The following is a 25,754-nucleotide window of genomic DNA, read 5'->3' as shown; positions in this document are numbered from 1 at the left end:
ACCTACTACCACCCGGGCGATTTGGCCCACTTCGCCGACATGGCCAAGGGCAACAAAGAGTTGTGGGACAAATTTATGGGCTATTACGGCGCGGTCTTCGCCAAGGGCGCCCTGACCGAGCGGGAAAAAGCGCTCATCGCCCTGGGCGTGGCCCTGGCGGTCCAATGCCCCTATTGCATCGACGCCTACACCCAGGCCTGCCTCGAAAAAGGCTCCAACGAGAAAGAGATGACCGAGGCCGCCCACGTGGCCTGCGCCATTCGGGGCGGGGCCTCCCTGGCCCACGGCGTTCAAATGCGGAACGTCGTCGACCGGCTGTCCATGTGACATGGCCGCGACCCTGACCGCCCGCGGAAATCCCCTGGCCGCCCCGGCGGAGCAGCGCCGGGCCCTGGCGGACCCCGCGGTCCCGAACTTCGCCGACCGTTTGAAAGCGGCGGGGCTTCCCCCCGTGACCGCCGTCCGCGTCGACATCCTTCAAGTGAACGTCGGGCGGGTTTGCAACCAGACCTGCCGCCACTGCCACGTGGACGCGGGCCCGGACCGCCGCGAGGCCATGGCCCGGGACACGGTGGGGCATTGTCTTCGGGTTCTTCGGGAATTCGACGTTCCCACCCTGGACATCACGGGCGGCGCGCCGGAGTTGAACCCCCATTTCCGGGAATTGGTCCGGGGGGCCCGGGCCCTGGGACGCCGCGTCATCGACCGCTGCAACCTCACGGTGTTGGAAATTCCCGCCCAGGCGGATTTGGCGGAATTCCTCGCCGCCCAACGCGTCGAGATCGTCGCCTCCCTCCCCTCTTTTGAGGCGGACCGAACCGACGCCCAGCGTGGCGACGGCGTGTTCGAACGTTCCCTGCGCGGGCTCCGCCGACTCAACGCCCTCGGATACGGCCGACCGGACAGCGGCTTGATTTTAAATTTGGTTTACAACCCGGCCGGGGCTTTTCTTCCGCCCGCCCAGGGCGAACTCGAAATTCAATTCAAGCGGGAGCTTCGGGAACGATGGGCGGTGGAGTTCAATCGCCTCTTCGCTCTCGCCAATTTGCCCATCGGACGTTTTCTGGAATTTCTGCTGGCCACGGGGAATTACGAAGGGTACATGGAGCGTCTCGCGAACGCTTTTAACCCCGCCGCGGTCCCGGGCCTCATGTGCCGGACGCTTCTTTCGGTGGGGTGGGATGGGACGCTGTACGACTGCGACTTTAATCAAATGCTCGATTGGCCGTTGGTGGAGGGAGTCCCGCCCCACCTACGCGATTTCAACCCCGCCCGCCTCGCCGGGCGGCGCGTGGCCGTCGGCAATCATTGTTTCGGTTGCGCCGCCGGAAACGGCTCCTCCTGCGGCGGGAGTCTGACCTAAGTGCCCAAAACGCCTCCGCCCGTCCACGGGCACCCGCTGGTCAAAGCCGGACGATTGCTGTCTTTAACGTTTCGCCATTGGCGGGAAGACCATTGTTCCCTCTTGGCCGCCGGACTGGCCTACTACACGTTGATTTCCCTTGTGCCCCTGTCGGTCATTGTGCTGGCCATCGGCGGACGCGCACTGGGAAACGCGGCGTCCCTGGGGCGCCTGGTCCCGGCCCTGTCCGGCGCCCTGGGCCCCGAACTCGCGGGGTCCATCTCCCGCATCGTCACCGAAGCGTCGTTCAAGGGGTTGGTTCACGCCACGAGCTTGAGCGTCGGACTGTTGATTTGGGCCGCTTCCATCGTGTTCGCACACCTTCAGCGGGCTTTGAACATCGTGTGGGACGTCAAACCCCGCGCCGGGGTGGCGGGGGCCCTCCTCAACCGCCTCATGAGTTTCGCCATGGTGGTGGCCGTCGGATTTTTGTTTTTGGGATTCGCGGGACTGAACGCCGGGATGGGCCTTTTTCGGAATTTCCTGGCCAAAATCGCCCCTCTCATGATGGAGCGCCTGCACCTTTGGGACACGACGAACTTGGCGTTGTTTTTTGTCCTTCAGGCCGTTTTGTGGGCGGTGGTGTTTAAGTTCCTTCCGGCGCTGAAACTGGCCTGGCGGGACGTGCGGGTGGGGGCGGCCGTGACGGCGTTCCTGACGACCGTGGGCGTTTATCTGTTGAAGATCTATTTTCGGGACATTCCGGAATTGTCGGTGTTCGGAGCGGCCGCGTCGGTCATGGCGGTGCTGATCTGGGTCTACTTTTCAACGCAGATCTTTTTGTTGGGCGCCGAGTTCACCTGGGCGTGGGCCCATTTGTTCGGGTCTCGCGCGGGGCCGCCCCCGTCGGTGGAAAAAGCGCCTTCGATTTAGGTTTTTAGCCGACGGTCCGCGAGCACCACCAGGACCGCCGCGAAAAGAAATCCGCAGAACCACACCCCGCCGACTCTCGGCGCCCGATAAACCCCCACCAAGAGCATCGTCAGAACATGCAAGGCGAACACCGCGGCGAACCCCGCGGCGCCCGCGCCCAATCGGACTCCCCACTTTTGGAGGCGGCTCCATTGAGAGACCGGGCGACCCAAAACCGATTCGAGGACGGAGTTCATGGGCTTTTCCTTCCGGCGAGCCACCGGTTGAAAATCCATCGTCCGGCCAGGGCGAAGGATCCCAGGAACGCCACGAAGGCGAAAAATTTCGACACCCAAGAAAGAGCGATTCCCAAAGCGAACAACCCCGCCGCGGCTCCGAGCGGCGTGTGGATCCAACCCAACTCCCGGGGATGGCGCTCGGCCAAACGTCCCAGCCCGTCCCATCCTTGTCGAAGGCGAAGCCGAAGTCGGAAGAGCGCCAATAGAATCCCCAAAACCAGCAGGAGCTTGACCAACGGAATCACGGCGCCGTGCAGGTGCAGGGCCCCCAGGGTCATGGGTTCGTTTTCCTGAACGAGAACCTTTGAAAACCGGTAAATCTGCCCGGCGTTGGGCACCTTGATTCGCAAAGGCGTTCCCGTGGCGTCGCCGCCGCCCGGGGAGCGATTGACGTTGCTGAAGAAATTGATTTCCCGCTCCACCTGCTGGGCAAAGGCGTCCTCGTTGATCCCTTGGGATTCGTCGAATTCGCTCTTGAGGTTGTACTGGGCCGACTGACGGGCTTTTTGCTTGCGGGCTTCCCGGTGTTCCCCGCCGACGCCGGAAGCCGATTGGTAGAGGGCGTCGGTGGAGGCTTCGGACAAGCGGTTCAGAATCCGCCGTTGACCGCGGGCCACCGCCGCCAGGGGCCGGAAACCTTCCGCGTCCTTTTCCTTGTCCACCGTCCCGCCGAAATAGAGGTAATCGTCTTCGGTGGGGAGGTAGACGGACCAAATCAATTGGCTGATTTTTAGATCCACGTTGGGCAGGTCCAGGGAGCGCCAACCGCCCGGGCCGGGGCGGCTCAGGGGCCGGAAGTACATGACCTCGACATCGTAGGGCGCCAGATTGTCCCCGTCGATCCGGGAGCGATTCAAAGGCACGAGGGTCGCCCCCTCCGCGTTCTTGGACGGTTTGGCCGGGCGTCCGTCCACGACCACCGACCATACCTCCGCACCGGGGGGCAGGCGGAGTTCCAGGAACTGCCGCGCGGTGTTCTTGACCGACCAGGTGACGTGGGTGACGCATTTGCCGTCCTTCAGCAAGAGGGTCACCGCGTTGGCCGTGTCGATGACCGAGGACACCACCGCGATCTCTTCGTGCCGTCGAATGTCCAGGCTTAAGCGGTAAGGCGGTCGGATGTATTTGTAGGCGTCCAAAAAGGTTTGGGACGCTAGGGCGCTCAAAGCCGGCGGAGTTTCTCGGGGGTCCAGCCTTGTTAAGCCCGCCGTTTCGGCCACGGTGACCTCGCCGTTGGTCGTTTTTTCGATCAGCAGGTCGCCGCTTTCCCGCACGACGTCCAAGACCCGGAAGCCGTCGAAGGGCAGAGCCCCGCCGGTGTCTTTAAAGGCCCGTTCCACGCGGACGTCCATGGTGAAGCGCCCCTTTCGGGCGTAGGCGAAAGGCACAAAAAGGGTCCGCGCGCCTTCGCCGCGCTTTTTCCATTCGCCCACGGCGTCGCCCGTCACGTCCAGCAGGGTGTAGCCTTCGGGGAGCACGATCGAAAGATTGTTGATGGTGTTTTGGAGGACGTCCAATTCCACGCGCGCCGTGGCGCGCACGGCGTCGTCTTGAACCGAAAGCAATTGATGCACCGTGGCGTACACCTTGGCGGGTCCCTTGGCGCGCTCGGGCTCCACGGCGTTCCATGAAATCCCGATGGAATTCCCCTGGGGCAACGACGCGCGGACCCGCGTGCCGCCGTCGGCGGGGGTCGAGGCCGCCTGGGCGGCCCCGTCCACGCGGGCTTCCAAATGCGGCGCGTCGAGGAAAAAGTCCACCTGCGTGATGGGGGTGGCGGGCACTTGAAAATTGACGCGGTAGGGCTCCTTGTCCAGAGTGGAGGACAGGGCGAAGACCGCCGTCAATTCGTGTTCGCCGGGGCGCGGCACGGTCACCGTCGTCCAACCGCCCGCGCTTTCCACCAGGGCCGGGCGGCCGTCCAATAGAATGTCTTCGAAGGCCACGCCGTCCGGAAATAACGGGACCCGGACGGGCGAATAGGCGCCGGCCGGCGTCGCCACGTCCAGCCGAATTTTGGCCGTAACGGTCGCGCCTTTTCGCGTGACGCGGCCGGTGTAGACGGCCCTGGTCAAATAGGCCTTGGCGCCTTCGCCGGCCGGAGGTTTGAGGCGGTCCAACAAGCGCTTGAATTCGTCCCGGGTCAGGGACACCTGCCCGTTTTGAAGTTGGTAGGGGGGCGTTTCCGCGGCGCCGGTTTGTTGGAGCAGGCGCTGGAACTCTTCCCAGGTGAGGAGGACGTTGTCCTTGTTGAGCTGCAAAAGCTTTTCAAAGGCCGCCCAGGGAAGGCTCAATTCGCCCTGGGATTGGGTCGAGGCGTCCTCGGCCCGTCCGGCGAAGGAAGGACCGACCAGGGCGCCGATTAAAAAAAGTCGTCGGAAATTCATCGTTGCTCTCCTCGGGGAAAGACGGACAGGATCCAGCGCCCCACGGCCGTCGTGAAAGGGATCAGGGAAAGGTAGAAAAATCCGCGGGAGATCGAGGCCGCGGCGAGGGACAGAACCAATCCGCCGAAGGCGCCCAGACCCGGGTCGGTCCAGGGAATTCGCCGCGCCCAGGGCTCCACCCGGGGCCGGGCCCATTGCGCGGCCCGTCCAAGAGGGGTTCGGAAAAACCAAAGGAGGCTCAGGGCCGCCACGAGGACGAGGAGTTTTAAGATCCGGCCGACCCCGGCCGTGCCGTGGTAAAGCACGAGGGGGAGCAGGCCGTTGGCTTCGGGAAGCGTTTTGGCGAAGACCCGTTGCGCGCCCACCCGGGGCACGGCCACCCGAACGGGCATCACGCCGCGAACGGCCGAAAGGTCCGTTTTGGCGCCCCCGCCTTTTCCCTCCCATCCTCCACCGATGGACGGCGCGGGGGCGTTCATTTCCGCTCGAAAAGTTCGACTTCTCTTGGCCATCGGTTTCGCGGCGCTCAGTTGATTCAGGAGTTCTTTGTCGTCGGAGCCGTCGCGCTCGTCCTTGAGCGCGCCCAGGGATTCTCCCGGGACCGGTTCCTCGGAAGCGACGTCCGTCCGGCCGAAATCTTCGGGCGGGGGCGAGGCGGGGACGCCCGCGGCGTACAAGGGTTCGGGTTCAAAGTCATGGCCGAACGAGTGGAACCCCTGGTCCGGCGGGGTGATCACGGTCCATCGGAGGCGGCTCACCATCACGTCGGGGGTCGGGAAATTCACCGTGGTCCGGCCCAGGAAGCCCAGGGGCGGCGTTTTTTCAAAATAAACAAATTCCACCGGGAACGCCTCCGCGGGGTTCCGGCCCGCCCGGATCAAGGGCAGGAGAACGGTCCCGGAGGATCCCATCACCGGTTTGACCGGGGCGCCGTCCACGAAGGCGTTCCAGAGTCGGGCCCCCGCGGGCAACCGGACGGACAGAAACTGCTTGGCGGCGTGGCGAAGATAATAGACCACCTGATGCACGCGTTTGCCGTCGTCGCGAAGCACCGTGGTGCCCTCCGCCCGGTCGATAACCGAGGAAACGACCGACACGGTTTCGTGGCGGGAAAGAGCGAGCCGAAGACGGAAGGGGGGTCGAAGATACCGGTAACCGAAAAGCAGGCGGGCGCTCCGGGCGGTCAGGTCCGGGGGGAGTTCCCGGAAAGGATCCTGGGGGTCCAATCCTTCGGTGTCGGGGGACGGCAACTCCGCGTCGCTTTTAAGTTCCAACCCCACGTGGCCCCGTTGCCGGAGAGCGCCCCGCACCCAAAGTCCGCTCACGGTCGTGGTGGATTTTTCACCGGGGAGAATCCGTTCCAAATCGACTTCAAAAGACACGTGCCCTTTCCGCGCCGATCGGAAGGGGACGTCCAGGGTCGCGGGCCGGCCGGTGTTTTCCTGCCACTCCCCGATATCGTCGCCGCGAACGTTCAGTACGGCGAACCCTTCCGGAATTTCCAAGGCGGTCCGGTTGATGGTGTTGTGCAGGACTTCCAAATCCACGAGGCCCGTGACCCGGAGGGCGTCCTCTTCCACCGAAAGAAGATGGTCCACCGTGGCATACACCTGGGCCGGTCCCTTCGCCGCGTCCGGGGCCAGGGGATTCCAGGAGGCGGACACGTAATCCGTCGGGGGCAGGAGGGCCCGCACCCGGGTGGCGCCGGCCCCGCCGCTTAAGTCCCGGTGGAGGGCCGGGGACACGGCGATGTCCAGTTTTGATTCGGGAATTTCCAAGGTCCAGTCCGTGATGGGGGTACGGGCGACGGGCACGGTGAAGGATTGCGCGGCGCTCTCCTCGGGCAGGGGAACGACGAATTTCAAGTCGATCCGGTGGGAACCCGCGTCGTCGACGAGAACGCAGAGGCGCCCGGTGGATAAATCGGACCGGGCGGGTTTCCCGTCCAAAAGAATTTCTTCAAAGGCCACTCCGCCCGGAAACACGTCCACGGGTTGTGGGCGGGGGGGGCGGCGGGGGATTTCCAGTTGAAGGGCCGCGGAGAATCGAACGGCGTGGTTTTCCAACCGACCCCGGTAGACGGCTTTGGGGAGGTAGGCCCCGGCCGCTTCGGGCGCCGGGGGAACCAGGCTTTGAACCAAGCGCGTGAATTCCGCCCGGGGCAGAACCACTTCGCCCTCCGTGATCCGGTAATCGGGGAGGGGCCGCGCGCTGGTCAATTTAAGGAGAGTTTCGAACTCCGTCGCGGTTAAACGAACCTCGTTGCGGTCGATTTTAAGGACGGATTTGATGGTGTCCCAGGGAAGTTTCAGGCGCGCGTTGTCGGTCGTGTCCGCCGCGTGGGCGGACCACGCCGCTAGGAGCAGGGCGGGGAGAAGTCGGCGTGTCATGGGCGTCCCCCAAGCGTAGGTTCAAACGGCGCGGGAATCAAGGGTTTCATACCGGTGGGACACCGGCCCGCGTTAAAAGTTCCCGGTCAGGGAATCTTTTTAAAGCGGACCGCCCCGGCGGTCCGGGGCACCACCCGGAGGTGGTAAGGCGCGGTGAGAACGGTGATTTGGCTCTGGTCGGGATCGGGCGTCACCTCCCGGTAGGAAACGGTCAAACCGCCTTTTTCCTCCCGCGTGTCCGCCAGGCCCGCCTCGAAACCGCCCGAGGGTTTTTGTCCCAGGAAGACACCGACAATCATTTCCCGGGAGAAGTCCACGGCCGGGGGGGGCGGCGGGGGCACGCGGAGGGCCGCGTGTTCCGCCCAAAGAGTTTTCCACGCGGCGGCGTCCCGCACGACCACCGTGCGGAATTGGAGGACGCCGCTGTCGTCCCCCCGCCACTCCAGGGGGACCGCTGTTTTTGCGGGGATCCGGAAGCCGGCGATGGGCCCCCCGCCGGAAAGCCCGGCGGTCCGTTGGCGGTCGGACAAGGCGGATCCGTCATTGGAAAACGCCCCAGTCGGGAGAGCTTCGCGTTTGGCCGCCGGGAATTGGGCCTTTTTTTCTTCCACGGATTTGGCTCCGGCCCCGGAAGCTCCCAGGGCGAACCCGCCGGAAGGGACCGCTCGAAAGCCTTTGTCTTGAACGGAGCCCACCGCGCCCGCTTTAAGACGCGCGGCCCCGGGGGGCGAGGGCTCGGGGTCGACCCGCCGGTCTTTTTCCTTGAAGAACCCCCGGGTTTGGACATCGCTTCGAGGGGCGGCGGGAAGCCCTTCGGTTTCAGCGGCGGGCGAAGAGGCGAGGGCGGCCCGGTGAGAGGAGGCCTCCCGGGCGAATCCCTCTTCGAGACGTTCTTTCGATAAATCGTCGGCGACGTCGGCTTTTCGATCGGCGGAGTCAACGCTTATTGGTCCGGGTCGAGCGGAATTCGCCGGGGCGGCGGCGACTTCGTAGTCCCCGCCGGAGCCCGCGGGAGCGCTTTGAAGGGCGTTGGAAGCGCGGTCTTTCTCCGGGCTGTTCTCCGTCGATAATTGAACACGGACGAGGCGGGACTTCTCGAGCGGGCGAAGGGCGTCCACTCCCACGGTTCGCCGGACGTCGCGGTGAACCGCGACCATGACCAGCGCGGCGGCGGCCGCCGCCGCGAGGGGCGGAAGGACGAAACGCCAACGCCGGGGTTCCGCGGCGCGGCGCACCTTCCGGTAGAAATCGAGCGTGGGCGCCGGGGTCGGCATCGATCGAAGAAGCGACCGGAGCGCCCGAAGCCGGGACAGTTCGCGCCGCAGGTCCGGAGATTCGGCCAAGGCCTTTTCCAAGGCCGCGCGGTCCCCCGGGGCCAGGGCGTCGTCCACGTAGGCCGAGAGCCGTTCGTTCATCGTCGGTTCTTTTTCGTCGGTCATGGCTGTTCTCCCAAAAGCGGCTCCAGCTTTTCCTTCAAAGCCTCCCGGGCCCGGGCGATGCGGGATTTGACGGTGCCCAGGGGCAGTTCCAGGAAGGCGGCGATCTCCTCGTAGGATTTGTCTTCCATGTCCCGCAAAACGATGACCGCCCGTTCGTGGGGTTCCAGGGCCTCCAGCGCGTGGCGCACCAGGCGCTGGCGTTCGTCCAGCTCGGCCGGCGCGTCGGTGGCGTCCGACGGGTCCGCGATCTCCATCGGGCGCACTTCGCCGTCGGCGTCCCGGATTTCCAAGGGCCGGTGCTGCCAAAAGAAACGCCGCTTTTCGTAACGCACCCGGTTTTTCCACAGGTTGACGCAGATGCGGTAGATCCAGGACCCCAGGTCCGCCTCGCCCCGGAATTGATCCCGGCGGCGGAACGCTTGGACGAAAGTTTCCTGGGCCAAATCCTCTCCGTCGGTTCGGTTGCCGCAAAGCCGAACCGCCAGGGCGAAGATCCGCGGGCCGTGGGTTTGGAGCATGGCGTCGATTCCCTCCGGGGGATTGGACCCCGGATCGGACAAAAAGTTCCCGTCCGTCATCGCGCGGTCCCCGGTGTTCGAAGATGGATCGTGAACGCCGTCAAATACACGACCGCGGCCAACAGGACCAACGCCCGGAACCCCAGGACCATGGAACCGAATTCCAGCACCCCGCCGGCCACCGCTCCGAGCAGGTTCCAGGCGAAGCCCCTCGGAGAGGATGGGTGGTGGCGAAAGAAATCCGCGAAAACGAGGCCGGCGAAAAAAACCGGAAGTCCCACCAAGACGCCGGAGACCAATACCTTGGCGACCGGGTTCCATCCCAGGAACAACGAAACCGGGCACCCATACGTCAGGGCCAGGGCCGCCAGAAGACCGACGGCCCCCACGGTCCATCGAGGGGACAGCGCCCGAGCCACGGCCGTGGAAACGAGTCCCATAAAAAGGATTCCTCCGAAAACCACCGCGCTGGTGATCCACGTGGCGCTCCACAAAAGGTTTAGGGCCGTCACGCCGCGGGTCTCCAAGAGGAGGAACCCCGCGCCGAAGAGAGCGAGAACGATGTCTTGCCGGGAAGGGGGGGTTCTCAGGTTCTTCCACCCGCCGATGGCGATGCCGCCCGTGAGCGCCGCCAACAGAATGAGAAACGCGGCCGCCGCGTAGTGGAGGGGGATCCGGGGGGCGCGGAGATACAAGTAGGGCCAATCGTCCGAAGGGAGAGGGTCCGCGTTGAGGCCGCCCGGGACGTCCCGCGCGGGTCCGCCCACGTGGTCGAAGGCCGGACCGGCGGCAAAAATCCGGTTGAACACTCCGACATCCAGGGCCCGGGCCAGGGGGCGGCGCCCGAATTCGTTTTTCAACAGGGTGAGAAGGCGTTCATCGATAAACCGTTGGGAGATCATGAAATACATCAGCAGCCCGCCGTCGGGGGTCAACCGACGATGAATCGCCCCGAGGGACTCTTGGGTGTAAATGAAATTGTCCAGGCGCACGTTGGAAAGGGCCGACAGCCGGGTCATCGAATCCAGCGTGCCCAGGACGATTAAATCGTAAGTTCCCGTGGAGCGGTTCAGGAAAGCCCGCCCGTCGGTGTTGAAAACGTGCACGCGGGGCGAGGCGTATGGACGGTCGGGGTGCCGGTCCCCCAGACGAAGGATTCCGGGATCGATTTCCACCGCGTCGATGGATTCCGCCCCACGGTCCAACAGCACGGAAACGTCGTTGCCGGTGCCGGCGCCGAGGACCAGGGCGCGGCGGGGGGGCCGCCGGAGGAGGTCGTAAGGCGATTGATAACCGTCTCGGGCGCGGCGCAAAAACGGATCCGTCGGGGCGTTGGACCGGCGCACCGGAAGGGCGATTTGGTGGAGGGACCCGTTCGCCGCAACGTCGAACGTACCGCCGCCCCGGGACGAGGAATGGGTGCGAAGGGCGTAATACGGCGTGTGCGCTTCCGTGCGATCCCCCATCGCCACCAAGAGCGCCAAAACGGCCGGGGCGAGGGAGATCCATCGGTCCCGCCCGGTCTCTCCCAAACCCAAAACCAATCCGGCCAAAAGGAGAAATCCGCCCGCGGGGGGAACGCCGGCCGCGGTGGCGACCGCAAAAATCACAACCCCCGCCAACGAACCCGCCAGCTCCCAGTAATAACCGCGCAGGGGCTCCCCCCGGGATTGGAACGCCCGGAGACGTACGGCGACGTATTGCCCAAGCGGAGCGAACGCCACCGTGACGAGTACAAACGTCGCGGCCAGGGCCGGAACGATGTGAGGAACCACCGGAGATCCCTTCGGCAGATCGTAATAAAGAAGCCAGAGATGTTCCGAGGCGCCTTCGGCGGTGAAGACGATGCGCGACAAGCCCAACGTCGTCACCACCACCGTGGTCAGGGCCGCGGGCCAGAGGACGGCGGAGCGGCGACGGTCCACCGCCAGGCATCCCAACCCCAATCCCAAAAAGGCGGCCAGTAACAGGAGGTTGGGAAAATACGCCATGACGCGAATTTGCGTTCCGATCCACCGAATGAAAAGGAGTTCCTGGAACAGAATTGTCGCCGAGGCGGCGAAGAGTTGGCGTTCCTCTCGTTGGAGGGGGAAAAGGAGTGGAAGCATTAGATTGCTATAATACCGAATTCACAGGCCCCCCCGGGACTTCCCGAGGGAATTTCAAAAGGCGGAGGAAGCGGAAATGGGTCAATTGGTGCTGGTGCGTCACGGGCAGTCGCAGTGGAATTTGGAAAACCGGTTTACCGGCTGGGTGGACGTTCCCTTGACGGACCAGGGGCAAAGCGAAGCGCGCCGGGCCGGCGAACATCTGAAGGGCTACAAATTCAACCGGGCCTTCACCTCGGTCCTTCAGCGGGCCCAGAAAACCCTCGCGCTCATTTTGGAGGTGACCGGCCAAAAATCCGTTCCCATCGAGAAGAATCAGGCCCTGAACGAACGGCACTACGGGGCCCTTCAGGGATTGAACAAGGAGGAGACGGCGAAGAAATTCGGGGCCGATCAGGTCAAAGTGTGGCGGCGCAGCTACGACGTGCCTCCCCCCAAGGACAAAACCGACATGAACCCCGAGGGCATCGCGGAAAGCCTGAAAGACACCGCCGCCCGGACCCTGCCCTACTTCTACAGCGCCATTTTGCCCCACGTGAAAAAAGGCGAAAGCGTCATCGTGGCCGCCCACGGCAACAGCTTGCGGTCCATCGTGATGGATTTGGACAAACTCACCAAGGAGCAAGTTTTGGAACTCAACCTCGACACGGGCGTGCCGCTGGTTTACGAGATCGACGACAAGGGGCGGGTGACGGGGAAGAAAATCCTTAAGTAAAGGGCCTCAGCGCCCCCGGGAGTCCTCGTAGGCCTTGAGGGCCTCGGGCATCCACTTTTCCAAATCGCGTACGCGGGTTTCGTGGTTGGGGTGGGTCGATAGGAATTCGGGCGGAGCGCCGCCCCCGGCGTTCTCCATGCGTTTCCAAAAGGCCACGGCCTCCCGGGGGTCGTATCCGGCCCGGGCCATGTAAATCAGGCCGATGCGGTCGGCTTCGGATTCCTGAAAACGGCCAAAGGGAAGGACGGCGCCGACGGTGGCGCCCAGGCCGAAGGCCTGCATCACCGCGGCCCGGGTTTCGCCCGGGCGGTTCTTCAGGGCCACGGCCAGGGATTCCTGGCCCAACTGCAGCAGCAGGCCCTGGGACAGGCGTTCGGCCCCGTGCTTGGCGATGGCGTGGGCGATCTCGTGGCCCAGCACCACGGCCAACCCGGCGTCCGTTCGGGTGACCGGGAGGATGCCGGTGTAAACGGCCACTTTGCCCCCGGGCAGACAAAAGGCGTTGACGGTTTTGGGCTCGTCGATCAAATTGTACTCCCAGGCGAAATCGGGGCGGTCGGAAATTTTCGCGATGCGCTCGCCCACCCGCCGGATCAGGGCCACGGCGGCCGGATCTTTGGAGAGGTTGGCCTGGGTCAACACCTGCCGGTAGGAGTCCATCCCCAGGGTCAACTCCTCCGATTCCGGCAGGAGAATCAACGAGTGGCGGCCGGTGACGGGCACCTTGGGGCACCCCGTCAAAAAGAACCCGGCGATCCCGAGGGCAACGATGGAGGAACGGCGAGACATGATGACCATTATATATCAGGGCTTCCCGGGCCGGGAAACAATGGGGCGGGGGATCGCGTGATCGGACACCTCACGCAATGGATTTTGGACGCCCTTCGGACCCACGGGGGATGGAGCGTTTTCGTGGGCGTGTTGATCGAGCAAATCGTCGTTCCCATCCCGTCTCCCGCGATCATCATGGGGGCGGGCTTCCTGTTGATCCCCGCCGCCGCGACCTGGGCGTCGGCCCTCGGGACGACGTCCCTTCAGATCGTCCTCCCGGGGGTTGCGGCCTCCACCTTGGGCGCCATCGGCACCTACGCGGTCGGGCGCTACGGGGGGAAAGCCTTCGTCGATCGGTTCGACCGGTTCCTGGGTTTCAACTGGAAGGACGTGGAAAGCCTGAGCGCCCATTTCAGCCGCCGGGGGGAGGCGACGTCCCTTTTCCTTCTTCGGGCGGCCCCCATCGTGCCCCTGTCCTTGATCTCGGTGGTGTCCGGGGTTCTTGAGATTCCGCCCCGGCTCTTCGTCCGGTGGTCGGTGCTGGGCACCATTCCGCGTTGTTATTTGTTGGGCGTGCTGGGCTGGCAGATGGGGGCCAAGGCGCTCTTCTTCGCCAAGGGCGTGGACCGGTATGAAACGCTTTTTTCGGGCGTGATCGTGGCCGGAGTGGTCGGCGGGATTCTTTGGGTCCGCCACCGCGTCCGAAAGGGACTGGCGGAAAAAAGCTAGGCGGGAACCCCGGAGCGGGCGGGCAGGGCCTTGAAAAAAGCGGCCATTTCCCGGGCCGTGCGATCGACGCTCACGTCCGGGGTCACGGCCAGAGCCCCCCGCACCAGCGCGGCGCGCCGCCGGGGATCGCCGAAAGCCTGGCCGAAGGCCTGGAGGGCGCTCAGGAATGATTCGGGATCGGGTTGCCCGTCCCGGTAACTCACGGTGAAGCCGTTGACGGGTCTCCCGGCGCTCGGGTCGCCGAAAACGAATTCCGGCACGGCGCCGTCCGGGTTGGCGATCACCGCCGCTCCGTTCATTTGGGCTTTCATGAAACCCGTGGCCGAAGCCTCTCGGCCGTCGTCCGACAGCATGATGGAGGCGTCGCCGCCCCAGAAAAGCCGGGGGGCCTCCCACACGTTGTAGTTGTGAAGGAAGACCACCCGCTCGCCCAGTTCCCCGTCCTGATTTAAATCCTCCACCAAATTGTAAACCATCTTTTCCGACACGTTGTCCCGTTGGTAAACGCGGCCGCCGACCACCAGCACAACCCCGCTGTCCAAGAACCGCCGGCGCCAGTCGGGCCGATGGAAGATCTTGTCCAACATGTCGAGGCGTTTGTAACTGGTGATCCGCCGCGTCCAGAGAACGATGGGGCGGCCCCGGACGGCCCGGGCCCAATGGGGCCAGAGGAGCGCCCGGCGCCACAGCCACTCCAGGAACTCCTCCCGAAGCTTGTCCTTGGCCGCCAAAAGCTCGGCGTCGCCGATTTTGTCCGCCAGGCGGAACACCGGGTGCTGCCACAGGGCCCGGCTCACCCCGTTGGTGATGTACTGAATTTTGGCGGCGTAGGCCGACAGGGACGGCATGGCGCGCATCACGTCGGCGTGTTTCCGCGCGACCCCGAAAACACCGTCGGAGCAGGCGACCAGCAGTTGCGTGATGTCCACGCGGCCGTTCCGGACGAAGGGGCCGTAAAGCGCCGCGTTCATGCGGGCGAGGCGCATCATGTCCTCGGGCCAGATGGGGTGCGCGTATTCCAGGGGGGTGTGGTCGTTGAACACCGTGCGGGTTTGGGCGAAAAGCGGGTCCCGGGCCAAATCGTCCGCCACGAGGGTTGGGTGGGCGAAGAGGGTCGGCGTCTCGCTCAGCACGACGACGTCCGGGGAAAAATTCAGGGCCTTGGCCAGGGCCAGGGCCCCGCGGCCGACCACCCAGCTGTGTTTGAGCCGCTGGCGTTCGGTCCAGGCGCCGGTGTCGGCCGTTTTGGGGGGCGCGTCCTCGGCGCCGGGGTACACCACGTCGGCGACGGAGGGGCAGTCCAGGAAATACACGAAGGATTGGCCGTAGGGCGCCCGCCAGACTTTCACCTCGACCGTGGAACCGTCGAAGAGCGGCAGGGGGAGCACGATCCCCGTGTCCTCCAGGACCGCCCTCAAGAAGGCGGCCACCGGCCGGCGGTCCAGGGTGAGGTGGTTCCAGGCGTGCCAGCCCTGGTTCCACACGCTGTTGTAAAGAAGGGAAACGCCGACCACGTCCACGGCCTGTTCGGATTGGGCGATCACGCGCTCCCGCAAAAGGGGGCCGATGCCGCCGACGGAGGTCGACATGGCGGCGGCTTGGGCGGCTTCCAGGCCGAATTGGTCTTCGATGGCCTGGAGGAGTTCCGGGGTCAAAGCCAATTCCATGGCCACTTCCAAAACGCGGGAGCGTCCGCCGGGGGTCGTCATGGGCCCATGATATCTCTTCCTCGACGAACCTGTCAAAAAACCAATCGCGTCTCTTGAATTGTTAAAATGGCCCCTCGCCGTTCCTCAGGAGGAAGCCGCCATGAAAACCCGCACCGAAAAAGATTCCTTGGGCACCAAAGAAGTTCCCGCCGACGCGCTCTACGGTATTCAAACCCTGCGCGCCGTCGAAAATTTTCCCGTGAGCGGTTGGCGTTTTTCCCGCTCCTTCATTCGGGCTCTGGCCCTGATAAAAAAATCCGCCGCCGAGGTCAACTTAAAGCGCGGCGCCCTGGACGCCCGGGTGGGCGGCGCCATCGTCCAAGCCGCCGGGGAAGTCGCCGAGGGGAAATGGGACGACCAATTCCCCGTGGACATATTTCAAACCGGTTCCGGCACTTCCACCAACATGAACGCCAACGAGGTCATCGCCAGCCGGGCCAACGAACTGTTGGGCGGCCAACGGGGGGCCAAGTCGCCGGTCCATCCCAACGACCACGTGAACAAAGGCCAATCGTCCAACGACGTGATTCCGACCACGATCCACGTGGCCGCCTTGGAAGCCATCGAGCGCGACACGATCCCCGCCCTGGAAGGCCTGCGCGCCGCCCTGGAGGAAAAAGCCAAGGCTTTCGACGACGTGTTGAAAATCGGACGGACCCATTTGCAAGACGCCGTGCCCATGCGGTTGGGCCAGGAATTCGGCGGGTACGCCAGCCAAATCGCCCACGGGATTCAGCGCCTGCGGAACGCGCGCGCTCATCTGGCGGAACTGGCCCTGGGCGGGACGGCCGTGGGGACGGGTCTCAACGCCGACCCGGAGTTCATCGACGGCGTGATCCGGCGTTTGGCGGAGGTTCTGGGCCTGCCTTTCGTGGGAGCGCCCAGCCGGTTCGAGGCCCTGGCGGCCCGGGACGCGGCCGTGGAAGCCAGCGGCGCCCTTAAAACCGTCGCCGTGTCTTTAATGAAGATCGCCAACGACATTCGCTGGCTGTCTTCGGGCCCCCGGTGCGGCATTGGCGAAATCGAAATCCCGTCGCTTCAGCCCGGAAGCTCCATCATGCCGGGCAAGGTCAACCCGGTGATCCCCGAAGCCGTGGCCATGGCGGCCGCCCAGGTGATCGGGGCCGACGCCGCCATCACGGTCGGCGGTCTGTCGGGCAATTTCGAATTGAACGTCATGAAGCCCGTCATCGCCCACAACCTCTTAAGCGCGCTGTCCATCGTGGCCAACGTGGTTCGTCTGTTCACGGAGAAATGCGTGAAGGGGATCAACGCCAATCGCGAAATCGCCGAGGGGTTCATCGAAAAGAGCCTCGCCATGTGCACGGCGCTGGCCCCGAAGCTCGGCTACGACAAAGCCGCCGAGGTCGCCAAAGAAGCCTACGCGACCGGGAAAACCGTGCGGCAGGTGGTGTTGGAGAAAAAAATGCTGCCGGAAAAGGAGTTGGCGACCCTCTTGGACGCCCGGGCCATGACCGAGCCGGGCATGACCTTGGACGGCGCCGGCGGTTAACTCCCCCGGCGAAATCTCGGAGCGCTTTCCACCCAGCGGCGAAGACGTCGCCCCTCGTCGGCCCCCGGTCGGATCGATTCCAATTGTCCCACCACGGCCAGCGCCTCGTTTTTTCGACCGAGACCAACGAGCGCAACGGCGCGGTGGGTGAGCGCCTGGGGGGACGCTGGGGCGGCGACGAGGGCTTTGTCGGCCCAAGCCAGCGCGCCCCCCGGGTCGCCCGCGCGCAGGCGGAGGTCCGATAGATTGGTGAGCGCTCCCGCGGCGTGCCCCCGGGAGAGTCCCACGCGCAGGGCGTGAAGGTATTCCGACTCCGCTTCGGACCAACGCTTGTTTTCGTTCAGAGCCTGGGCCCGGCAGAGCCATGAAAAACCGTGTTCGGGGTCCCGAGCGGCCGTCGCCGTCCAAAGAGAAAGATCGTTTCGCCAGACCCCGACCTGCGCGCAGGAAAGTCCGCCCCAAAGGGCCAGAACCCCCCATGTCCCCCCGCGAACCCATCGCCGGGCGCGCGCGCCCTCCGACGAAATTCGATCCCAAAAAATCGCCGCAACGCCCCCGAGTCCAACGAGGGGAACGTAAAGGAAACGTTCCGCCACAAAAGTGTCCGTTGGAGCCAGGCCGAGGACGGGCAAGAGGGTGGCGGGGATCCATCCCGCCCAAAAGGCCGCCCGGCGATTCCGCCGCCACAAAAATACCAGACCGACGGCCGCGAGGGCGACGGCCGCCAGACCCACCAAGGCCCAGGGGCTGGTCCAGGGATTATCGAGGTATTGGCGTCGGCTCACGCGGAGCCCCAGGGGCGCGAGGAGCAGTTTGAGATACTCCCACCAGGACACCGTGCCCAAGAGCACGCTCCCCCCCCATCCGCCGCCCCGGAATTCCCTTTGGGCGAAAGATCCCACCACCGCCGACCGAAGGAACAAATAGGCGGCCACCAGGGTCGCTCCCGCCAGCACGCGCACCCGCGCGGGCCCGCTTTCCCAGAATTTTTCTTCGGGGCAATAAACCCGCAGAAACAACGGCCAAAGGCAAAGGGCCATGACCGCCGTTTCTTTCGAAAGAAGGGCGACGGCCAATCCGACGAGGCTCCAGGGGGACCGACGCCGGAGGGCCCACACCGATCCCAGCAGACCGCCCAGGCAGAGGAGATTCGACCGTTGGGTGACCCATTGAACGGTTTCGACCTGGGCGGGGTGGAGCAGGAAAGCGGCGGATCCCGCTAAGGACGCTCCAAAGGAAAATCCTACGGAGCGGAAAAGCAGCCAGAGAAGAAAGCCGTTCAGGGCGTGGAGTAGGACGTTTTCCAGACGGAAACGCCAGGGGTCGCGGGCCCCCAAGGCGCGGTCCAGGGCGAAGGTCAGCGTGGGCAGAGGGCGGTAAATCGAATCGCCCATGCCGGTGGCGGGAGCGGCCACGGTGTTCCGGTCGAGAAAAAATCGGGCCAAAGGGGTCGGTTGCTGAACGGCGTTGTTCTCCACGACGGTCCAACGATCGTCGTATACAAAGGAATAGAACAGTCCCCGCCCGTAAACGGCGAACACGAGGGCCAGGCACCCCAGGGCGGCGGCCGTTTCCCGATGGAATTTTCGCAAGACCGTCATGAGACGCTATTGTAATATATCGTCCATGCGCCGCCCCCGCGGGACCTTTTCCCGCCCATGACACGGAAAGATTGGATCGCCCTGGGCGTGTTCGCCCTCGCCCTCGCCGCGGCGTTTTCCGGAACCTGGTTCACCGGCCGGACTTTTTTCGCCCGGGACTTGACCTACCTGTTCCATCCCATGCACGCGTTCACGGCCCAAGCGCTCCAGTCCGGCGAAATGCCGGCGTGGAATCCCTACGTTTCCGGCGGGGTGTATTGGCTGGGCCAACCGCAGACCGGCGTGTTTTCCCCCGGGAATCTCCCTTTTTGGATTTTTCCCTTCGTGCCGGGGTTTAAACTTTTTCAAGCCCTTCATTTCTTTTTGTCGGGTCTCGGCGGGTATCTCTGGGTGCGGGCGAACCGCGGGGCCCGTTGGGCCGCGTTGTCCTCCGCGCTTCTCTGGAGCTTAAACGGGTTTTGGCGCGCGCGGGTCGAGTTCCCGCCGCTCCTCAACACGTTGACCTGGACCCCGTGGGCCCTTCTCTTTCTCGGGGCCAAACCCGGCTGGACCGCCGGGCTGGGTATGGCGTTGTCGTTGACGTTCGCCTTGCTGGGCGGCCATTGGCCCCACGCGGCGTGGATGGGCGCGGCGCTCCTCGCGTTGTGGGCGGCGTCGGGCGGCCGAGGACGGGGGGTCGTGGCCCTGTCGGCGGGCGCGGGCGCGGCGGTTCTCGCGGCGGTCCAATTGTTTCCGGGCCTGGATCTCCTGGGTCAATCGACCCGCGTTCAATCGGGCGTGGCGCCGTCCGTGGCCGGACTTCACTCGTTGACCGTCGCCCGTTGGGCGGGCCTCCTCGCGCCGCGGTTCGGCGATTTCCCTTCGGATCGTTACACCGGGGAGCGATTTTTCTGGCTCGGCTGCTTTTACATCGGCGCGTTGGCCCTGTGGGCGGCGGGGCGCGGGTTTTGGCGCTCCTCCCTCCGGGCCCGGGGGGCCTGGGCCGCGCTTTTCGCGCTGGGGGCGTTGTTTTCCGTCGGGAACGCCACCCCCGTCTATGCTTGGGCCGTGAATCATGTCCCGGGGCTGCGGGGCGTTCGGTTTCCGGCCCAATACGCCTATTGGATGGTGATCTCCGCTTTGGCCCTTTTGGCCGTGGCCGGGGGGGGCGATTTTCGGCGGCGTTGGCTTCGCTGGACGGCCGTCGGGATCGTCGCCGCCGAATTGATGTTTTGGGGCGCGGGCCTTTCCCCGACCCTGCCGGGAAACTATTTTCAATCCCGGCCCTCTTGGATTTCCATGGTTCAATCGAGCCCGGGAAAATTATTTTTGACGCCCCGCGCGGCGGACCGCATGTCGGCCCACGGGCGGACCCTGGAGGAGACCTGGACCCTTCTTCGCCATCGGTTGTTGGATCTGGGCACGTTGCCCTATCGGGTGGCCAATTTGAATCCCTCCGGGTTTTCCCTCAATCCCGCCGGGAACGACCGGGCGCTGATGGCGCTTTACGCCCATCCGACGCCGGCCGCCGCGGAGGCGGACCTCGACCGCTTGGACGTGCAATGGGTGGCGGCGCCCGAAGCCCTCGAGGTTTCGGGGTGGCGTTTGATTCGGGACGACCCCTGGCGACTTTACGAACGTCCCCGTCCGTCGGGCGAAGGCGCGGTCCTTTCCGGTTCTGGCACCGCCCCCTGGGCGAAGCGGCGCCGGGGTTTGGGCCGCGACTTCTGGTCGGGAGACGCCGTCGAAAGCGCGACTCTGGTGACCCGGGATCTTTGGCAAAAGGATTGGATCGCCGGAAACGGCCGCCGCCGGTTGGAGGTTTTTGCCCGCGAGGGCGTCGCGGCGGTTCGCTGGGACGAACCGTTGAACCGATTTTGGATGAGGTTCGCGCCCGCCAGTTTCCGTTGGGGGATTCTGTTCGCGCTCGCGGGGTGGACCGCGGCGCTGGCCATTGCCTTCCGCCGGGCGGGGGCCGTCCGGTGAAGCGCGCCTTCCTGTTGTTCGCGGCCCTCACGGGTTTCTTCGCCGCTCCGCTGATCGTCGGACACGGTTTTGTGGCCAACGCGGGGGACGTATACGATTACGCCGCCCCCTTCCGGGCGTGGGGAAATCGGGAGCTGGAAAGCGGCCGCCTTCCCCTCTGGAACCCCTGGATTTTCGGCGGCACGCCTTTTTTGGCCTCCTCCCAGTCGGCCCTTTTTTACCCGGGGAACGCCGCGCTGGTTTCCACCGGCTTGGCCGGGGCTTTCCGAATCGCCATCGTCCTTCATTTGCTTTTGATGGGGTTCGGCTATTGGCTGTGGTTGCGATCCCGGGGGGAGCGTTGGGGTGGGGCGGCCTTGGGCGCCCTCCTCGCCACGTTTTCCCTTTTCACCATCGCCAAGGTGGCGGCGGGTCACGCCATTCATTTGACGGGCTTCGCTTGGACGCCGTACGTTTTTCTCCTGGGCGAATCCGTGACGCGTCGACCGGAAAACCGGTGGTTGCCCTGGGGCGCGGCGGCGGCGTCCACCCTCCAATTCCTGACGGGGCATTTACAGGTTTGGCTGGTGACTCATTTGGTCTTGGCGGCCCTGGTGGCCGGCCCGCGCTTGATCGACCGCCGGGTCGCCCGGTCCGTCGGGGCCGCCGGCCTTTTCGGCGCGCTCCTGGCGGCGGTGCAGGCGCTCCCCACGGCGGATTTCCTTCCCCACACCACCCGGGGGCTTCGCGGGGTGTTGACCGACCGGGACCGGTACGCCTTTGCGACGTCTTACTCCTTGGACCTGGAACGCCTTTGGCGGGGATGGACGACGCCCTGGGCTTGGGGCGCGTTGCCGAAACCCGCGCATTTCCCAGACCCGCCCTCGGTGTATTTTGAAACCGCGGCCGTTTTCCTGGGATGGACCGGCCTTGCCTTGGCGGTCGCGGGTTTGATCGCCCTGCTCCGCCGCCGGCGTTGGCGCCTGCCCGCCCTGGCGGGTGTCGCGCTTTTATTGGCCCTCGGGAAAAACGGGCCCGTCTATCCGCTGGTTTGGCGGGCCTTGGCATCCCTGCGGGTTCCGGCTCGTTTTTACTTGGGGGTTCACGTGGCTTTGGCCGCGGCGGCCGCCCGGGGTTGGTCCGTGATCTCCCGCCGTCGGGCCTGGGGCGTTGGGCTTTTCGCCTTGGTGGCGGGGGAGTTGTTGATCGTTGGACGGCCCTTTCTTCGCACCGAGGACCCGGGTTCCCGGCTCACCCGCACGGAATTGCTGGCGTGGTTTCAGGAGCGGCTCCTGGGGCCCACGGGCCTTTCCCAGGGGCGGGTTTTCACGTCCCAGTCCGTCGGGGGGCATAACAAAAGTTTATTGGCCGGGTTGCCCAATTTGAACGGCTATGAGGCCCTTGTCCCCGCGGCGCCCTGGAGGGAAATCGCCGAAACCCAACCCGGGGTGGAGCAGCCGACCACGGGCCTCGAGGTCGAGCGTCCCGACGCCCCGCTCCTGACCCGGCTGGGGCTCCGCTATTTTGTCACGGCGGAATCGCTGAAAATCGATTGGCCGGTGGTGTGGACCGCCGGCGCCCTGCGGGTGTATGAAAACCCCGCCCGGCGACCGCTTCTCACGGTGACCGGCGGGGAGCTCCTCGCGTATTACCGTCGTCGGGCCGAGAAAATGACCTGCCGATGGCGCTCGGACAACCCCGGAAGTCGTGCCGTCTGGGCGGAAACCTCCGACCCGGGGTGGCGGGCGTGGACCCGCACGGGGGAAATTCAAATCCAAAACTTAAACGGCGTGGCCCAGGCGGTCGGAACGGGGGAACTCGGCCCGGAGCGGATTTGGTGGCGTTACCGGCCGGCGCCGTTTCTTTGGGGCCTGATTTTTACGATCGCGGGGGCGACCGCGGGCCTGTGGATTTTGGGACGTCGGTTGGCGGCGTTCGGCGCGGGGGGGCGTGCGTGAGATTTCTTTCCGTCGTTATTCCAACTTTCAACGAGAGCGCGAACATCGGCGGCCTCCTTCGGGCCCTGGCGCCGCTCCTGGCGCCCTGGGATTATGAAATCATCGTGGTGGACGACAATTCGCCCGACGGAACGGCGGGGTTGGTGAACCAACTGCGCAAAGATCGATTGTTTGATGGACGATTGCGTTTGCTTCGCCGGACCCGGGACCGGGGGTTGAGCCCCGCCGTGGTCGAAGCCTTTCAATGGTCCACCGGGCGGTTGTTGGCCGTGCTGGACGCCGACCGTTCCCACGACGAAACCTTGCTCCCCCGCCTGATCGAATCCGTCAGCCGGGACAGCTGGGTGGCGGTGGGGTCCCGCCGGGTGCCCGGGGGGGGCGCCGACAAATGGCCCTGGTATCGTCAATGGACCAGTTCCCTGGCCACCGGGGTTTCCCGGGCCCTGCTCGGCGTGGCTCTCAAGGACCCCATGAGCGGTTTCTTCGCCCTTCGCCGGGACGTGTTTGAAAAAAGCCGCTCCCGCCTTCGTCCCCGGGGGTACAAAATATTGTTGGAGATCCTGGTTCGGGCCCGGGTCCCCGCCGAGCGGGTCCGGGAATTCCCGTACGTGTTTAAAGACCGCCGCCAAGGGTACAGCAAGCTGAGCCCGGGCGTGGCGTGGTCCTTCGCCCGGCAACTTTTGAGTTTGGCGGCGGACCGCTGGCGGAGGCGGTGATTTTTTGTAGAATTCCCTTGGAGCCCACGCCCCGCGTGGGTTCGTCTATTTAGTGAGGTGTCGGCATGGCGGGCGAATCGTTTCTCACGCGGCAGGGATATGAAAAGTTGCGCCAGGACCTGGCGAAGCTCAAGGAGCGCCGCGGCCAATTGAGCGGAGACATCGGCGAGGCCCGCGAAAAGGGCGATTTGAAGGAAAACGCCGAGTACCACGCGGCCAAGGAAGAGCAGGCCAAGGTGCAGCAGCGCATCAACGAGCTGGAGGAAAAACTTCGCTCCGCCCGGATCATCGAAGAGTCCGCCGTTCAAACGGGGGAAATTCGAATCGGGGCCACGGCCCACTTAAAAGACGTTAAAAGCGGCGAATCCTTCGCCTACACGCTGGTTGACGTGGCCGAAGCCGATTTTTCCAAGGGAAAAATTTCCGTTCAATCGCCGGTGGCCCAGGCCCTGCTCGGGCGAAAAGAGGGGGAAAAAGTCGTTGTCCGACTCCCCGGCGGTCCCCTGGAATACCAGGTGACCAAAGTCACCCGCGGATGATATTCGCTTGAGCGCCGGCCCTTCCGTTTGTATAATCCCAGCGTTCTTTTATGACCGATAAAATCGAAGCCAAAGATTCCCACGCCCCCAAGGGCCTCGAAGACGTCGTCGCGGGTCCCTCCGCCATTACCTTTCTGGACGGTCTCAAGGGCCGCATGATTTACCGCGGCTACGACGTCATCCAGATCGCCGACAAAACCATTTTCGAGGAGATCGTGCATCTTTTGTGGCACGGGGATCTCCCGAACCGGACCGAATTGGACGCGTTGAAGTTGGAATTGGCCGAAGCGCGTTCCCTGCCGCCGGACGTCTTGACGACCATGCGCCAGTTCCCGAAGAAGTCCCATCCCATGGACGTGTTGCGGGCCGGGGTGTGCCTCTTGGCCATGACCGATTCCGACACCCAGGACAACAGCCCCGCCGCCAACCGCCGCAAGGCCGCGCGCCTCGTGGCCCGCATGGCCACCTTGTCCGCCGCCTGGCACCGCATTCGCAACGGCAAGACGCCCTTGGCCCCGGACCCGACCCTTTCCCATTCGGCCAATTACCTTTACATGGTGACGGGCGAGAAGCCCGACCCGGTGAGCGTCCAGGCCATGGACCTCTATTTATCGCTTTTGGCGGATCACGATTTGAACGCCTCCACCTTTACGGCCCGGGTCATCGTCTCCACCTTGTCCGACATTCACGCCGCCCTGGCGGGCGCCATCGGCGCCTTGAAGGGCCCCCTGCACGGCGGCGCCAACGAAAAAGCCATGGAGATGTTTTTGGAAATCGGCGATCCCGCGAAAACCGAAAAATGGGTGGAGAAGGCCATCGCCGAAAAGCGCAAGATCATGGGCTTCGGCCACCGGGTGTACAAGGTGGAGGACCCGCGCTCCGCGTTGCTCAAAAAAATGGCCGAGCGCATGGGCGAGATCAAAAAAGAGCCTCGCTGGTATCAGATTTCCGTCAAAGTCGCCGACACCGTGCACCGCCTCAAGGGCCTCAATACCAACGTGGATTTTTACTCGGCCTCCGTCCTTTACCTTCTGGGCGTTCCCATCGACCTGTTCACCACCGTCTTCGCCGTGGGCCGCGCGGCCGGCTGGTGCGCCCACGTGTTTGAACAGCTCGGGGACAACCGATTGATCCGCCCCCGCTCCGAATACACCGGTCCCCTGGACCGCGTGTTCCTCCCCCTCGAAAAAAGACCCTGATCCCCGACGGGACCGGTTCCGTGAACCCCCTGCCCCTCTCCCGTCGCGGTTCCGCCGCGACGGTCGCCGCCGTTTTTTTGGCCGGATTCGGTTCAGGCGTTTGGTGGGCCCGGGGCCGCTCCGCCGCGCCTCCGCCCCCGGCCGTCGTCGATATCTCCCTGGTTCCCCAGGGCGAGGGTTTGAGCGCCGACGACCCCGACCGCCTGCCCACCGTGCCCGTGCTGTCCGTGGTGGACGGCGACACCCTTGAAATCCTCTGGAACGACCGTCCCACGAAATTGCGTTATTACGGGGTCAACACGACCGAGCGGGATCAGGCCTGTTACCGGGAAGGCACGGAAATGAACCGCGCCTTGTCGGGCGGCGCTGTCCGCTTGGCTTTTGACGAGCGGACGGAGGACAAATACCACCGCCTCTTGGCCTATGTCTTTACCCCCGATGGGAAATCCATCGACGCCGCCCTGGTGGCGGCGGGAATGGGAAAAGCCTGGCGGCGGGACGGGCGGTTCCGAGAGCAGATCGTTTCCCTGGAGGACGATGCCCGGGTTCATCGGCGGGGATGCCTCTGGGGCGCCGACAGGCCCGGGGGGGGCGCGCCGTCGGAGGCGAAGCGCCGAACTTCGCGTCCTCGCCGATCCCGGCGCGCCAAATCGTGAAGCTTTACGTCGACGACGTTCGAACGCCTCCGGCCGGTTGGCGCCTGGCCCGCACCGTGGCGGAGGCTCAGGCCGTCCTGGAGACGGAAACCGTGGACGAAGTAAGCCTGGATTACTACATCGGCGACGGAGAGGGCGGCACCTTCATGCCCGTCGCCGAAACCATCGCCGCCCTGCCCGAGGCGCGGCGTCCCCGCCGCGTGCGGCTGCACAGCGCCTCCGACGCCGGGGCCGCCCGGATGGCCCGGGTGTTGTCGGGGCGGGTCCCGGAAATCCTCCGCTGACCCCTTGCTCCCCGGGTTCGGGGGG

Annotated in this window: 22 protein-coding genes; 13 read left to right on the top strand and 9 right to left on the bottom strand. The window is 64.8% G+C overall.

Going from position 1 to position 25,754, the window contains the following annotated elements; genetic code table 11:
* Positions 1-39 precede the first annotated feature (39 nt).
* The 3 genes from IPP68_07920 to IPP68_07910 are packed head-to-tail and all read left to right on the top strand — an operon-like array spanning position 40 to position 2,275.
* Positions 40-327 (top strand): carboxymuconolactone decarboxylase family protein, encoded by a 288-nt coding sequence (locus IPP68_07920; GenBank protein ID MBL0350285.1) that lies wholly within the window; start codon positions 40-42, stop codon positions 325-327.
* A gap of 1 nt (position 328) precedes the next feature.
* Positions 329-1,363: an arsenosugar biosynthesis radical SAM protein ArsS gene (gene arsS / locus IPP68_07915; protein ID MBL0350284.1), complete on the top strand. Its 1,035-nt coding sequence runs from the start codon at positions 329-331 to the stop codon at positions 1,361-1,363.
* Positions 1,364-2,275 (top strand): YihY/virulence factor BrkB family protein, encoded by a 912-nt coding sequence (locus IPP68_07910; protein ID MBL0350283.1) that lies wholly within the window; start codon positions 1,364-1,366, stop codon positions 2,273-2,275.
* Here IPP68_07910 and IPP68_07905 read toward each other — a convergent pair.
* The 6 genes from IPP68_07905 to IPP68_07880 all read right to left on the bottom strand — a co-directional run bounded on the left by IPP68_07905 (position 2,272) and on the right by IPP68_07880 (position 11,395).
* Complete coding sequence (locus IPP68_07905; GenBank protein ID MBL0350282.1) at positions 2,272-2,511, bottom strand: hypothetical protein; 240 nt, start codon at positions 2,509-2,511, stop codon at positions 2,272-2,274. The genes IPP68_07910 and IPP68_07905 overlap by 4 nt on opposite strands.
* On the bottom strand, positions 2,508-4,940 hold the full coding sequence (locus tag IPP68_07900; GenBank protein ID MBL0350281.1) for a hypothetical protein: 2,433 nt from the start codon (positions 4,938-4,940) through the stop codon (positions 2,508-2,510). The genes IPP68_07905 and IPP68_07900 overlap by 4 nt, the downstream gene beginning before the upstream one ends.
* Positions 4,937-7,330, bottom strand: coding sequence for a hypothetical protein (locus IPP68_07895; protein ID MBL0350280.1), 2,394 nt, complete (start codon positions 7,328-7,330; stop codon positions 4,937-4,939). The genes IPP68_07900 and IPP68_07895 overlap by 4 nt, the downstream gene beginning before the upstream one ends.
* Positions 7,331-7,416: 86 nt before the next feature.
* Entirely contained in the window at positions 7,417-8,769 is a 1,353-nt protein-coding gene (locus IPP68_07890; GenBank protein ID MBL0350279.1) for a protease complex subunit PrcB family protein, read from the bottom strand.
* Positions 8,766-9,347 carry a sigma-70 family RNA polymerase sigma factor gene (locus IPP68_07885; protein ID MBL0350278.1) on the bottom strand — a complete coding sequence of 194 codons (582 nt, stop codon included), beginning with the start codon at positions 9,345-9,347 and terminating at the stop codon, positions 8,766-8,768. Before IPP68_07885 ends, IPP68_07890 begins: the two co-directional genes overlap by 4 nt.
* Positions 9,344-11,395 (bottom strand): hypothetical protein, encoded by a 2,052-nt coding sequence (locus tag IPP68_07880; GenBank protein MBL0350277.1) that lies wholly within the window; start codon positions 11,393-11,395, stop codon positions 9,344-9,346. Before IPP68_07880 ends, IPP68_07885 begins: the two co-directional genes overlap by 4 nt.
* Positions 11,396-11,471: 76 nt before the next feature.
* Here IPP68_07880 and IPP68_07875 point away from each other — a divergent pair, with 76 nt between their 5' ends.
* On the top strand, positions 11,472-12,110 hold the full coding sequence (locus IPP68_07875; protein ID MBL0350276.1) for a 2,3-diphosphoglycerate-dependent phosphoglycerate mutase: 639 nt from the start codon (positions 11,472-11,474) through the stop codon (positions 12,108-12,110).
* Between the two features lie 6 nt (positions 12,111-12,116).
* Here IPP68_07875 and IPP68_07870 read toward each other — a convergent pair whose 3' ends face one another.
* Complete coding sequence (locus IPP68_07870; GenBank protein ID MBL0350275.1) at positions 12,117-12,899, bottom strand: M48 family metallopeptidase; 783 nt, start codon at positions 12,897-12,899, stop codon at positions 12,117-12,119.
* Positions 12,900-12,956: 57 nt separating this feature from the next.
* Here IPP68_07870 and IPP68_07865 point away from each other — a divergent pair, with 57 nt between their 5' ends.
* Positions 12,957-13,610, top strand: coding sequence for a VTT domain-containing protein (locus IPP68_07865; GenBank protein ID MBL0350274.1), 654 nt, complete (start codon positions 12,957-12,959; stop codon positions 13,608-13,610).
* On the opposite strand, the gene IPP68_07860 is transcribed toward IPP68_07865, so the two are convergent.
* On the bottom strand, positions 13,607-15,319 hold the full coding sequence (locus tag IPP68_07860; protein MBL0350273.1) for a glycogen/starch/alpha-glucan phosphorylase: 1,713 nt from the start codon (positions 15,317-15,319) through the stop codon (positions 13,607-13,609). The two genes, IPP68_07865 and IPP68_07860, sit on opposite strands and share 4 nt — an antisense overlap.
* Before the next feature lie 100 nt (positions 15,320-15,419).
* Here IPP68_07860 and IPP68_07855 point away from each other — a divergent pair, with 100 nt between their 5' ends.
* Entirely contained in the window at positions 15,420-16,832 is a 1,413-nt protein-coding gene (locus IPP68_07855; GenBank protein MBL0350272.1) for a class II fumarate hydratase, read from the top strand.
* On the opposite strand, the gene IPP68_07850 is transcribed toward IPP68_07855, so the two are convergent.
* Positions 16,829-18,433: a hypothetical protein gene (locus tag IPP68_07850; GenBank protein MBL0350271.1), complete on the bottom strand. Its 1,605-nt coding sequence runs from the start codon at positions 18,431-18,433 to the stop codon at positions 16,829-16,831. The two genes, IPP68_07855 and IPP68_07850, sit on opposite strands and share 4 nt — an antisense overlap.
* A 57-nt stretch (positions 18,434-18,490) precedes the next feature.
* Between IPP68_07850 and IPP68_07845 the strand changes: the two genes are divergently transcribed.
* The 7 genes from IPP68_07845 (at position 18,491) to IPP68_07815 (ending at position 25,729) form a co-directional block, all read left to right on the top strand.
* Positions 18,491-20,398, top strand: a complete 1,908-nt coding sequence (locus IPP68_07845; protein MBL0350270.1) for a hypothetical protein — start codon at positions 18,491-18,493, stop codon at positions 20,396-20,398.
* Positions 20,395-22,335: a hypothetical protein gene (locus tag IPP68_07840; protein MBL0350269.1), complete on the top strand. Its 1,941-nt coding sequence runs from the start codon at positions 20,395-20,397 to the stop codon at positions 22,333-22,335. The genes IPP68_07845 and IPP68_07840 overlap by 4 nt, the downstream gene beginning before the upstream one ends.
* Positions 22,332-23,051, top strand: a complete 720-nt coding sequence (locus tag IPP68_07835) for a polyprenol monophosphomannose synthase (GenBank protein ID MBL0350268.1) — start codon at positions 22,332-22,334, stop codon at positions 23,049-23,051. Before IPP68_07840 ends, IPP68_07835 begins: the two co-directional genes overlap by 4 nt.
* 65 nt (positions 23,052-23,116) lie before the next feature.
* Entirely contained in the window at positions 23,117-23,590 is a 474-nt protein-coding gene (gene greA, locus IPP68_07830) for a transcription elongation factor GreA (protein MBL0350267.1), read from the top strand.
* A 50-nt stretch (positions 23,591-23,640) separates the two neighbouring features.
* A complete protein-coding gene (locus IPP68_07825) occupies positions 23,641-24,789 on the top strand; it encodes a citrate synthase (protein ID MBL0350266.1) in 1,149 nt (382 codons plus the stop codon).
* A gap of 20 nt (positions 24,790-24,809) precedes the next feature.
* A complete protein-coding gene (locus IPP68_07820) occupies positions 24,810-25,445 on the top strand; it encodes a thermonuclease family protein (GenBank protein MBL0350265.1) in 636 nt (211 codons plus the stop codon).
* Positions 25,442-25,729, top strand: coding sequence for a hypothetical protein (locus IPP68_07815; protein MBL0350264.1), 288 nt, complete (start codon positions 25,442-25,444; stop codon positions 25,727-25,729). The genes IPP68_07820 and IPP68_07815 overlap by 4 nt, the downstream gene beginning before the upstream one ends.
* Positions 25,730-25,754 lie beyond the last annotated feature (25 nt).

It is taken from the genome of Elusimicrobiota bacterium (assembly GCA_016722575.1).
Lineage (GTDB): Bacteria > Elusimicrobiota > Elusimicrobia > FEN-1173 > FEN-1173 > JADKIY01.
This window is presented reverse-complemented; position numbering and strand designations above follow the sequence as displayed.